Here is an 11,625-nt window from a genome sequence, read left to right on the forward strand (position 1 = left end):
CCTTTATGGCGACTTATCTTAGCAACGATTTCCGTCCCGGTCTTAAAATCATGTTCGAAGGCGAACCTTATGCCATCGAATCAAGCGAGTTCGTTAAGCCGGGTAAAGGTCAGGCGTTTGCACGTGTAAAAATGCGTCGTCTGCTGACCGGTTCACGCGTTGAGAAAACCTTCAAATCAACGGATTCTGCCGAAGGCGCAGACGTGAAGGATATGACGCTGCAGTACTCTTACAACGACGGCGATTTCTACTACTTCATGCACCCGGAATCTTTTGAGCAGTACCAGGTTGAAGCAAAAGTGCTGGATGAAGTGCAGAAGTGGTTGCAGGACAACGCGGAGTGTATCGTAACCTTGTGGAACGATAAACCGATTGCGGTTCAGCCACCAAACTTTGTTGAAGCGGAAGTCATTGAAACTGACCCAGGCCTGAAAGGTGATACTGCCGGTACGGGCGGTAAGCCAGCAACGCTGTCTACGGGGGCAGTCATTAAAGTGCCATTGTTCGTGCAGATTGGCGAGGTGGTGAAGGTTGATACCCGCTCTGGCGAATACGTGTCACGCGTAAAATAACCCTGAAAGGCGCATCCTGTGATGCGCCTTTTTTTGAGTGAGTTCACCATGAAAAAACGAGCAAAACTTATCGCCTTGGCGTTGCTGGTGGCTTCTGGACTAAGCGGCTGTAACACCTTCCACGGTTTTGGCGAAGACGTATCTCACCTGGGCGGCGCAATCTCGCGCGCGGCTAAATAAGTTATTCCTGCCTTCCTTTTTTCGGCGGCTCAGGCTCGCGACGTTGCATAATCAGTCTATGCTTTAAAAGCTGTACCTATAATGCAACCAAAAAGGATATGGATATGTTGAAGAAAAGTATTGTTGCGATTTTCTCTGTGATGATGTTCTCTGCACTGCTTTCTGGCTGCAACACTACGCGCGGCGTCGGCGAAGACGTTGAAGCGGGCGGCCATGCAATCCAGCGTAGCGCGCAGTAACGGTAAAACCGGTACGAACGTTTTTCGTACCGGCCTTTCTCTAGCCCTGTTTCACCCAAATCAGCTCATCTACCGGGAAACCGGCCTGGCGTGCCTGCTGCACCAGCTTTTGTTTCACACCTTCATCCAACTGCGGCGTCCGTGACAGTATCCACAGATAGTGGCGGTTAGGCCCGCATACCAGTGCGTAACGGTAGTCAGGATCCAGCGCTATCACGTTATAGCCACCATAGAAGGGCCCAAAGAACGAGACCTTGAGTGCCGCACGCTGTTTATCGCCGGTGAAGTAGGCTTTACCCACGCTCTCCTGCCAGCGCTGCTTTTTAACGTTATAGCCGCGATTAACGACTTTCAGGCCGCCATCCTCACGTGGGCTGTAATTTGCCGTAACCTGTTCGAGGCCGCGTTCAAAGCCATGATCCAGCCGGGCTATCTCGTACCACTGACCGAGGTAACGCTGACTGTCGAAGTTTTCAACGACGGTAACGTTTTTTGGCGGTGTGGTCGTGCAGGCGACGGACAGGAAGGCACTCAGGCTGGCAACCAATGTTTTCCATGGAGACATAAAAAGATTCCTTTGTTATTTAACCTGTTAATTATAGAAGCCGGTCAGTTTATTGGACAGGCTTGCGCCACGATTGTTTGCCACTGACATTACGAGTAGACTTCCCTCCCTTATTTGTATCAGGAGCCGTCACCATGAGTGAAACGACAAGCTGGCAACCTGGCGCTTCGATTGCCAGTTTAATTAAACGCGCAGCCATTATTGCTGAAGTACGTCGTTTCTTCGCCGATCGTGGCGTACTGGAAGTCGACACGCCCGCGATGAGTCAGGCCACGATTACCGACATTCATCTGGTGCCATTCCAGACGCGCTTTGTCGGCCCTGGCCTGTCTGAAGGCCGCGATCTCTGGCTGATGACCAGCCCGGAATACCACATGAAACGCCTTCTGGCGGCCGGAAGTGGCCCTATCTATCAAATGGGCCGCAGCTTTCGCAACGAAGAGGCCGGGCGCTACCACAACCCTGAATTCACCATGCTGGAGTGGTATCGCCCCCATTACGATATGTACCGCCTGATGAATGAGGTCGACGATCTGCTGCAGCAGGTGCTGGAGTGCGACAGCGCGGAGTCGCTCTCTTATCAGCAGGCCTTTATTCGTCACCTTGAGCTGGACCCGCTTTCTGCCGACAAAGCGCAGCTGCGTGAGGCGGCGGAAAAGCTGGGTGAGGGCGAGCTGGCCAGTCGGGAAGAGGACCGCGATACCTTGCTGATGCTGCTGTTTATGCTGGGCGTGGAACCGAAGATTGGTCAGGACAAGCCGTGTTTTATCTACCACTTTCCGGCCAGCCAGGCGGCATTAGCGGAGATCAGTACGGAAGATCATCGGGTGGCAGAGCGGTTTGAGGTGTATTACAAGGGCATTGAGCTGGCGAATGGCTTCCGCGAACTCACCGACAGCCGTGAACAGCGCCAACGCTTTGAGCAGGATAATCGTCGGCGTGCGGCGCGAGGGTTGCCGCAACATCCGATTGATCATTACCTGCTGGCCGCGCTGGAGCACGGCATGCCGGCCTGTTCGGGCGTTGCACTGGGCGTGGACAGGTTGATTATGCTGGCGCTGAAGGCAGAGTCGCTGTCGGAGGTGATTGCGTTTCCGGTAGACCGCTGCTGACCCTTGACGCCGTGCTGACAGAATGGCGCAGCGCCGTTTAAGCTGATAAACAAGGCCTCAAGTGGGCCTTGTTTGCGTTCACCGCTACTGACTGCTGTCCGGAAACTCCTGAATCGTCACCGGGAAGGTCAGCTTCTTGTCATTACGCAGCACCTGCACATTCACCACCGAGCCGGGCCGAATTTCCGCAACCTGGTCCATGGTTTCCTGTGCGGAGAGCGCCGGTTTACCGTCTACGCTCAGCAGCACATCATTGGCCTGGATACCGGCTTTCTCAGCCGGGCCGCCCGGCGTCACCACGCTGACGATAATGCCCTGAACCCGATCGAGACTGTTGCCCTGGCCGTGAAGCGGCGGCACTTCGCGGGCGGTAATGCCGATATAGCCGCGAATGACCCGACCATCACGGATGAGCTTATCCATTATTTTGGTTGCCAGCGCGGTGGGGATAGCAAAACCAATGCCTTCGGGCGTTTCGCCATCGCTGCTTTTATCGAACGTCAGGGTATTGATGCCCATGAGTTCGCCCAGCGAGTTAATCAGTGCGCCACCGGAGTTCCCCTGATTGATTGATGCATCCGTTTGCAGGAAGTTCTGGCGGCCTGACGAGCTGAGTCCAACGCGGCCCGTGGCGCTGATAATGCCCTGTGTGACCGTTTGTCCCAGGTTATAGGGGTTGCCGATGGCCATCACCACATCGCCAATGTGTGCGACGCGTTTGGGATTAATCGGGATAACCGGCAGGTTTGACGCGGTAATTTTTAGCACGGCCAAATCGGTCATGGCATCTGAACCCACCAGCGTGGCTTCAAAAAAACGGCCATCCTGTAGAGCGACGATGATCTGATCGGCATTATTGATAACGTGCTTGTTGGTCAGGATATAACCCCGGTTATTCATAATCACGCCAGAGCCCAGCGTGGTAATACCGCGGTTGTTGTTCCCATGCGCGCTGCGGTTGTAAACATTCACAACGGCAGGCACGGCACGCCTCACCCCTTGATTAAAGCCAAAGGGCGTTTCATCGTTACTGTCATTTTGACTATACAGGGCAGCACCGCCCAAACGCAGTGCGGGCAGCGCTGCGAGCAAGATGCCCGCAACAATCAGTCCCAACACCACTGAACGCAAGAGTTTAAGAAACATGGTGTTAAATCACGTCAGGGGAGAACGTTGGGGAGAATAACATGAGAGCGGCGGACACACACGTGCTTGTGTCCGCCATCGTGCGGGGTTTATCTCAATAACAGATAGATACTTTCCTCACCACGAACCACATTCAGCGCCATCACCGGCGGTTTGGCTTCCAGCACCTTGCGCATTTCGGCAATATTCTGAATTCGCGTGCGGTTGACGCCAATGATCACGTCATCTTTTTGCAGGCCGACCTGTTCAGCCGGAGTGCCTTTTTCGATGGCATCAATCTTCACGCCTTTATCACCGGTTTTGGTCTGACCATCGCTCAGAGTCGCGCCCTGCAGGGCTGGAGAAAGCAGCTGTGCGCTGGCCGTCGTCTGGGCGCTTTGCTCAAGGGTGACATCAACACTCACCGGTTTACCTTCACGTAGCAGGCCAAGCTTCACTTTCTCACCTGGTGCCGTCGTGCCGATCTTCACCCGCAGTTCTGCGAAGCTGGTAATCGGTTTATCGTTGACCGAAACAATGATATCGCCTGACTTGATACCAGCTTTTTGCGCCGCAGACTGGGGCAGCACTTCAGAAACGAACGCGCCGCGCTGTGCGTCAACGTTAAACGCTTTTGCGATGTCCGCGGTCATCTCGGTACCTTTGATACCCAACTGACCCCGTTTGACTTCGCCGTACTTAATCAACTGCTCGGCCAGGTTCATGGCCATATCGCTCGGAATCGCAAAGCCAATGCCGATATTGCCGCCACTGGAGGCCAGAATGGCGGTATTAATGCCGATCAGCTCGCCGTTCAGATTAACCAGCGCGCCGCCCGAGTTACCGCGGTTAATGGCGGCATCGGTCTGGATAAAGTTTTCCAGCCCTTCGAGATTCAGGCCGCTGCGGCCCAGTGCCGAAATAATTCCGGAGGTCGCTGTCTGACCAAGGCCAAAAGGATTGCCGATGGCCACGGCAAAATCACCGACTTTCAGCTGATCCGAATCGGCGACTTTTATCTGCGTCAGGTTTTTCGCGCCCTGAATCTGGATCAGAGCAATGTCGGTCTGCTCATCGTGACCAATCAGTTTGGCATCATATTCGCTGCCATCGCCGAGCTGGACGTTGATCTTATCCGCGCCGTTGACCACGTGGTTATTGGTCAGAACATAGCCTTTGGCGGCATCAATGATGACACCGGACCCCAGCCCCTCAAAGGGTTGAGGCTGGCTTGGGGCGCCACCGGGCAACTGGCCAAAGAAACGCTTAAGCGGCTCGGGAATATCCTGTGTCTGGGCCTGGGCATCAGACTGGGTGCCTTCAACGTGCACGCTGACCACAGCAGGTAACACTTTTTCCAGCATCGGTGCCAGGCTGGGAAGCGGCTGGCTCTGAATCTGTGCAGGTAGCGTCGCCATCGCGCCGGGCGCAGCGGCAAGACTCATTCCAATACTCAAGGCTAATGCGCTTAACAGTCGTGCTTGTTTTTTCATTGCTACAACGCTCTCGCTGCAAAAATGGGGGGAGTAAATCAATGAGACAGCCGTTTGCGGCCGGGGTTCGCAAAAACAGCGGGCACAGCGTCACTGTGCCCGATCATGCTTAGTCGCGGACGGCGCGTTCACCACGCAGTAAGCCAGAGGCGCCTTCAGAGTAGTCACGCGGCATTTGCACCGGTGCCTGATCGTTATCCGCTTCGGCTTCGGTCAGTTGCCATGCAAAGGGGTTTTTGTCCCCGGGCATGTTCGGCAGCAGGTCGTTGGACCCTTTCGCCATGTGCTGATAGAGCTGACGGTAATCACGCGCCATGTTATCCAGCAGCTCTGCGCTCTGCGCAAAGTGGTTGGTCAGCTCTTCGCGATAATCTGCCAGCTCGGCTTTCGTCTTATCCAGTTCGTACTGCATGCTGCGCTGCTCACGCAGCTTCCGGTTGCCAAAACGCATTGCGACTGCGCCGACAATAATACCTACCACTAAACCAATTAGCCCGTATTCCCAGGTCATAATGACTCCCGTGTTATTTCCGTTGTTCCGTAGGGCGTTGCACCACTTAATAATAGTCACTATACCCGTTAATCTTATGGATGTGGAACTCTGGAGCGCCATGCCTTAGTGTAGAGCGGCCTTTTTTTCGACAAACGACGTTTGAATAAGACAAAATTCAGGGACACTGAGCGAACCATGCAAACCTCATCTCCGCTTGCCCGCTATGAGCAAGCGCTATCACAGGGCGATTTCAAGCCCGACGACGTACAGCGTGAAGCGATTACCCGCTTAGATGCTATCCAGCAAGGGCTGATCGCGCGTCAGCACACCACCGAACTTCCCTCGAAGGGGCTGTTAGGTCGTCTGTCGAAGCTGATGGGAAAAGAAAAGTCGCAGCCCAAAGCGCCCGTCCGTGGCTTGTATATGTGGGGCGGTGTTGGCCGGGGGAAAACCTGGGTAATGGATCTGTTTTTTCAGTCTATTCCTGGCGACCGCAAACTGCGCTTACACTTTCACCGTTTCATGCTGCGCGTGCATGAAGAGCTGACCGAACTGCAGGGGCACAGCGATCCGTTGCTGATCATCGCCGACCGCTTTAGAGCAGAAACCGATATTCTCTGTTTTGATGAGTTTTTTGTGTCTGACATCACGGATGCCATGCTGCTGGGAACGCTGATGGAAGCCCTGTTTGCGCGCGGCATCAGCCTGGTTGCGACCTCGAATATTCCGCCTGATAACTTGTACAAAAACGGCCTGCAGCGTGCCCGTTTTCTGCCCGCCATCGAGCAGATTAAGCAGCACTGTGAGGTAATGAATGTCGATGCGGGCATTGATTACCGTCTGCGTACGCTGACGTCCGCGCATTTGTGGACGTTTCCTCTGGGGCCGGAAACCTACGCCGAGATGGACCGCATGTTCCAGGCATTGTCAGGCGAAAAACGCGACAGCGCACCGGTGCTGGAGATCAATCACCGTAAAATGCCGACCCTGGGCGTGGCAGAAGGGGTGATTGCGATTGATTTTAAAACCCTGTGTGGAGAAGGGCGCAGCCAGCATGATTATATTGAGCTGTCACGCCGCTTTCACAGCGTCCTGCTGTTCGATGTACCGGTCATGATCTACAAGACGGAAGATCAGGCGCGGCGTTTTCTGGCGTTGGTGGATGAGTTTTACGAGCGCCATGTCAAACTGGTTGTCGCTGCAGAAACCTCCTTGTTCGAAATTTATCAGGGGACGCGCCTGAAATTTGAATATCAGCGCTGTCTGTCCCGTTTGCAGGAAATGCAGAGCGAAGAGTACCTGCGGCTGGCGCATTTACCCTGAGATTCCAGGTAATAAATGAAAATAGGGTTCGATTTTTGTAATCGACTTCTCTATAATCTTGCGACCCCACGTTACAGCACAGGATTTTTTTCCCAAATCCTCTGCGTTCCGGTAACGCTATCCGAAGGGGTGGCTTGCTGGTCAAAATGGTCGTGTGAGCCTCATTCGTTTACTTAAGCGTTTGGGATTTCACCAACGTGTAACTTAATTTGGGTAAGCTTTTCGATGAAAACTTTTACAGCTAAACCAGAAACCGTCCAACGTGACTGGTATGTTGTTGACGCAACTGGCAAAACCTTGGGTCGCCTGGCGACTGAACTGGCGCGCCGTCTGCGTGGTAAGCATAAAGCGGAATACACTCCGCACGTTGATACTGGTGATTACATCATCGTTCTGAACGCTGAGAAAGTTGCTGTAACCGGCAACAAGCGTTCTGACAAGATTTACTATCACCACACTGGTCACATCGGTGGTATCAAACAGGCGACCTTTGAAGAGATGATTGCTCGCCGTCCTGAGCGCGTGATTGAGATCGCGGTTAAAGGCATGCTGCCGAAGGGCCCGCTGGGTCGTGCTATGTACCGTAAACTGAAAGTTTACGCAGGTAACGAGCACAACCATGCGGCACAGCAACCGCAAGTTCTTGACATTTAATCGGGATTAAAGGCAATGGCTGAAACTCAAAACTACGGCACTGGTCGCCGCAAAAGCTCATCCGCACGCGTCTTCATCAAGCCGGGTAGCGGTAACATCGTAATCAACCAACGCTCTCTGGAGCAGTATTTCGGTCGCGAGACTGCACGCATGGTCGTGCGTCAGCCTCTGGAACTGGTTGATATGGTTGGTAAACTGGACCTGTACATCACCGTTAAAGGTGGTGGTATCTCTGGTCAGGCAGGCGCGATCCGTCATGGTATCACCCGCGCTCTGATGGAGTATGATGAGTCACTGCGTGGCGAACTGCGTAAAGCAGGCTTCGTTACCCGTGATGCTCGTCAGGTTGAACGTAAGAAAGTCGGCCTGCGTAAAGCACGTCGTCGTCCTCAGTTCTCCAAGCGTTAATTGTTGCTGCTTCGGCAGACACAGTTGGCACAGAAAACCCGCTCCGGCGGGTTTTTTATTTTTATTCTCAGGTCATCCTGTCGTATAAAACCACAATACTGTTCGCATTTTACCCGCAAAAATGCATTCCCCCACCCACAAGCTGCCTAAAATCTGGTAAACTCTGTGTCACTTTGCGCCCGCAAGCTGGCGCGTTATGCGCCTCGCATTAGTCGGGGGTGGTTAGCGCGGATTGCGAGCGAGTTCTATGAGCAGGTGAGTCGCCGTGTGGTTGGCCATTCGCAGTAACTTTTTGTGAACAAACTGGGAGGTTTTCATGGCTGTCGCTGCCAACAAACGTTCGGTAATGACGCTGTTTTCTGGTCCTACTGACATTTTTAGCCATCAGGTACGTATCGTGCTTGCCGAGAAAGGTGTCAGCGTAGAGATCGAGCAGGTCGAAATGGATAACCTGCCGCAGGATCTGATTGACCTCAATCCGTACCGCACTGTGCCGACGCTGGTAGATCGCGAACTGACGCTGTACGAATCACGCATCATCATGGAATATCTGGATGAGCGTTTTCCCCACCCACCATTGATGCCTGTCTATCCGGTTGCACGTGGCGAAAGCCGTTTAATGATGCACCGTATTGAGCAAGACTGGTACAGCCTGATGAGAAAGGTTGAGAACAGTAGCGGTCAGGAAGCTGAAGCGGCGCGCAAGCAGCTGCGTGAAGAGCTGCTGGCTATTGCTCCTCTGTTTGGGCGTACGCCATTCTTTATGAGCGACGAGTTCAGCCTGGTAGACTGCTATCTGGCTCCGCTGTTGTGGCGTTTACCGTCAATGGGTATCGATCTGCTCGGGTCGGGCTCTAAAGAGCTGAAAGGCTACATGAACCGCGTATTTGAGCGTGACTCCTTCCTTGCTTCACTGACTGAAGCTGAACGTGAAATGCGCCTGCAAGCCCGGGGCTAACGTATGGAAATGTCACAACTCACAGCCCGCCGACCTTATTTGCTGCGTGCTTTTTATGACTGGTTACTGGATAACCAGCTCACACCGCATCTGGTCGTCGACATCAACCTGCCTGGCGTTCAGGTTCCACTCGAATATGCCCGCGATGGTCAGATCGTACTGAACATTGCGCCGCGTGCCGTGGGTAACCTTGATCTGGGCAATGACGAAGTCTCGTTTAACGCACGTTTTGGTGGCGTTCCACGTCAGGTGAATGTCCCAATGGCGGCCATACTCGCCATCTATGCGCGTGAAAACGGCGCAGGCACGATGTTTGAACCTGAACCGGCCTATGAAGGCGGCACACAGGAATTTGCTGAGAATCAGGAAGAGACGGTCATGTCAGTGATTGACGGCGACCGCCCTGATGATGCCAGCGATGACGATAATTCACCGGATGACGATCCCCCGCCACGTGGTGGCCGTCCCGCACTGCGCGTGGTGAAATAACACAGAATACCCGTCACCTGACGGGTATTTTTTTGCCTGTCTGCCAGCCGGTAACAGGCATAAAAAAATCCGGGAACACAGGTTGCCCGGATTTTTGCTTTCTGCCGTAGCGATCAGTAAACGTCGCGCAGGTAGCGTTTCTCTTTCTTCAGCTGATCGATGTAGTCAGCGGCCCGTTCACTGGAGAGCCCGCCAAACTGACGTACGATTTCATACAGCGCGCTATCCACGTCTTTCGCCATGCGTGATGCATCGCCACACACGTAAAAGTGACCGCCTTCCTGCAGCCAGGCATAGAGCTCTGCACCCTGTTCCAGCATCCGGTTTTGCACGTAGATTTTCTTGTCCTGATCGCGTGAGAACGCCAGATCGAGACGCGTGAGCAGACCGCTTTCCTGCCAGGCCGTCAGTTCTTCGCGATAAATGAAGTCGTGTTCCTGATGCTGATCGCCAAAGAACAACCAGTTTTTACCCTGAGCGCCTGTTACCTGACGCTCCTGCAAAAAGGCGCGGAACGGGGCGATACCGGTGCCGGGGCCGACCATAATCAGCGGAGCGTTGCCGTTAGCCGGAACGCGAAAGGCTTTGTTGGGTGAGATGAAGATCGCGGGCTTTTCACCACGGCGTACACGCTCAGCCAGATAGGTAGAGCACACGCCGCTGCGGTTGCGGCCACCGCTGTGATAGCGCACTGAGGCGATGGTCAGGTGAACCTGATTCGGATGCGCTTTTGAGCTGGACGAGATGGAGTAGGCGCGATGCTGCAGCGGGCGCAGCAGGGCGACGAACTCGGGTACGCTCAGGCTACGCGTCAGTTCGAGCTGGAGCAGATCCAGCGTATCTTTGCCCCATAGCCAGACACCGAGCGCATCTTTGTCGTCGTGCTGAAGCACGTGACGCAGCTCCTGGTTGGTGGTGTTTTGGCCCACCCACTCGATCAGCTTGCGTGAAGGCTCTGAAATTTCAAACTGGTAGGTCAGCAGGTCGCCCAGGCTCCTGTCGAATCCCGGCACCGGCGTCTGGTAATCGGCGTTCAACTGGGTAAGCAGCAGGCTGACCAGCGACGGCTCGTTGACCGGAATCACGCCAAGTGCGTCACCGGCTTCATACTTCAGGCCGCTGTCGGTGAGATCAAACTCGACGTGGCGAATATCTTTTGCCGATTGCTCACTCGACAGGCGTTTATTGGTGATCAGGGCTGCCGCATACGGATTCGATTTGTTGCTGCCAGGAATAACCGGCGCTTCCGGGGCGCTCTCCAGCACCGTGCCGCTGCTGCCTGCGCTGCTGGCAAACTGGGGCATCGTGCTGTTAATCCACTCATTTGACGGCTCTTCGTAATCGATATCGCAGTCAATGCGGTCAACAACGCGCTTTGCCCCAAGCTGTTCCAGGCGCATATCCAGGAACTTACCTGCCTGACAGAATCCGTCATAGCCGGTATCGCCAATGGCCAGCACGGCGAAGTGCATCTGCTCCAGACGTGGCGCGGTGCTGGCGGAAATCGCGTCCCAAAACAGCTGGGCGTTGTCGGGCATTTCACCTTCACCATAGGTCGAAGTGACAATCAGCACGTGTCGCATGGTGGCGAACACGTCGAGATCCACATCGCCTAATGCCTGAACGACCGGCACCAGACCTTTGGCACGGGCTGACTTCGCCGCTGACTGGGCCAGCGCCTCAGCATTACCGGTCTGAGAACCATAAAGGATGTGCAGTTGGGTGGTCGCGGCAGCGCTGCTGCCCGCAGCCGGCTGCTGTTTGTCTTCCAGCACCAACAAACGGGAGTGCAGGCCGGCCAGGAAGCCCGCCAGCCAGTATTTCTGATCACCATTGAAAGGTGCATCTTCAGGAATATATGGAATTTTCATGGATACCTTTACTCAATCCCGCTCTTAACCGTCATGCTTCGCTGTGCCGAAGGCGGGCGGTTCCTGTGCTCTCAGCAACAGCCTGCTGCTGAGAGGATAAGGATGCCGCTGCGCCCGGCACGTCGAACAAATCAGGGTCATCA

General features: G+C 54.4%; 14 protein-coding genes. 9 read left to right on the forward strand and 5 right to left on the reverse strand.

Going from position 1 to position 11,625, the window contains the following annotated elements; genetic code table 11:
• Nucleotides 1-5 precede the first annotated feature (5 nt).
• The 3 genes from efp (at nt 6) to QLG08_RS14685 (ending at nt 991) form a co-directional block, all read left to right on the forward strand.
• Nucleotides 6-572, forward strand: coding sequence for an elongation factor P (gene efp / locus QLG08_RS14675; RefSeq protein ID WP_013024304.1), 567 nt, complete (start codon nt 6-8; stop codon nt 570-572).
• A gap of 48 nt (nt 573-620) precedes the next feature.
• Nucleotides 621-752 carry an entericidin A/B family lipoprotein gene (locus QLG08_RS14680; protein WP_024472200.1) on the forward strand — a complete coding sequence of 44 codons (132 nt, stop codon included), beginning with the start codon at nt 621-623 and terminating at the stop codon, nt 750-752.
• A 104-nt stretch (nt 753-856) separates the two neighbouring features.
• Nucleotides 857-991, forward strand: coding sequence for an entericidin A/B family lipoprotein (locus QLG08_RS14685; RefSeq protein WP_014606758.1), 135 nt, complete (start codon nt 857-859; stop codon nt 989-991).
• A gap of 40 nt (nt 992-1,031) precedes the next feature.
• Here the strand turns inward: QLG08_RS14685 and QLG08_RS14690 are convergent, their stop codons facing one another.
• Nucleotides 1,032-1,556 carry a lipocalin family protein gene (locus QLG08_RS14690; RefSeq protein ID WP_014595147.1) on the reverse strand — a complete coding sequence of 175 codons (525 nt, stop codon included), beginning with the start codon at nt 1,554-1,556 and terminating at the stop codon, nt 1,032-1,034.
• 134 nt (nt 1,557-1,690) lie between these two features.
• Here QLG08_RS14690 and epmA point away from each other — a divergent pair, with 134 nt between their 5' ends.
• Nucleotides 1,691-2,668 carry an elongation factor P--(R)-beta-lysine ligase gene (gene epmA, locus QLG08_RS14695; protein WP_014595148.1) on the forward strand — a complete coding sequence of 326 codons (978 nt, stop codon included), beginning with the start codon at nt 1,691-1,693 and terminating at the stop codon, nt 2,666-2,668.
• Nucleotides 2,669-2,752: 84 nt separating this feature from the next.
• Here epmA and degS read toward each other — a convergent pair whose 3' ends face one another.
• From degS to zapG, 3 genes are all read right to left on the reverse strand, one after another.
• Entirely contained in the window at nt 2,753-3,814 is a 1,062-nt protein-coding gene (degS, locus tag QLG08_RS14700; RefSeq protein WP_013024309.1) for an outer membrane-stress sensor serine endopeptidase DegS, read from the reverse strand.
• Between the two features lie 89 nt (nt 3,815-3,903).
• Nucleotides 3,904-5,286: a serine endoprotease DegQ gene (gene degQ / locus QLG08_RS14705; RefSeq protein WP_014595149.1), complete on the reverse strand. Its 1,383-nt coding sequence runs from the start codon at nt 5,284-5,286 to the stop codon at nt 3,904-3,906.
• 109 nt (nt 5,287-5,395) lie between these two features.
• Nucleotides 5,396-5,797, reverse strand: a complete 402-nt coding sequence (gene zapG / locus QLG08_RS14710; RefSeq protein ID WP_006121720.1) for a Z-ring associated protein ZapG — start codon at nt 5,795-5,797, stop codon at nt 5,396-5,398.
• Between the two features lie 177 nt (nt 5,798-5,974).
• Here zapG and zapE point away from each other — a divergent pair, with 177 nt between their 5' ends.
• From zapE to sspB, 5 genes are all read left to right on the forward strand, one after another.
• A complete protein-coding gene (gene zapE, locus QLG08_RS14715; protein ID WP_072136330.1) occupies nt 5,975-7,102 on the forward strand; it encodes a cell division protein ZapE in 1,128 nt (375 codons plus the stop codon).
• Between the two features lie 225 nt (nt 7,103-7,327).
• A complete protein-coding gene (gene rplM, locus QLG08_RS14720) occupies nt 7,328-7,756 on the forward strand; it encodes a 50S ribosomal protein L13 (protein WP_006121722.1) in 429 nt (142 codons plus the stop codon).
• Nucleotides 7,757-7,771: 15 nt separating this feature from the next.
• A complete protein-coding gene (gene rpsI, locus QLG08_RS14725; protein WP_006121723.1) occupies nt 7,772-8,164 on the forward strand; it encodes a 30S ribosomal protein S9 in 393 nt (130 codons plus the stop codon).
• 316 nt (nt 8,165-8,480) lie between these two features.
• Complete coding sequence (gene sspA, locus QLG08_RS14730; protein ID WP_013024313.1) at nt 8,481-9,122, forward strand: stringent starvation protein SspA; 642 nt, start codon at nt 8,481-8,483, stop codon at nt 9,120-9,122.
• Between the two features lie 3 nt (nt 9,123-9,125).
• Nucleotides 9,126-9,611, forward strand: a complete 486-nt coding sequence (gene sspB, locus QLG08_RS14735) for a ClpXP protease specificity-enhancing factor (protein ID WP_013024314.1) — start codon at nt 9,126-9,128, stop codon at nt 9,609-9,611.
• 113 nt (nt 9,612-9,724) lie between these two features.
• Here the strand turns inward: sspB and QLG08_RS14740 are convergent, their stop codons facing one another.
• Entirely contained in the window at nt 9,725-11,482 is a 1,758-nt protein-coding gene (locus tag QLG08_RS14740; RefSeq protein WP_013024315.1) for a sulfite reductase subunit alpha, read from the reverse strand.
• Between the last annotated feature and the right edge of the window lie 143 nt (nt 11,483-11,625).

The organism is Pantoea sp. V106_11, from assembly GCF_029967885.1.
Classification (GTDB): Bacteria; Pseudomonadota; Gammaproteobacteria; order Enterobacterales; family Enterobacteriaceae; genus Pantoea; species Pantoea ananatis.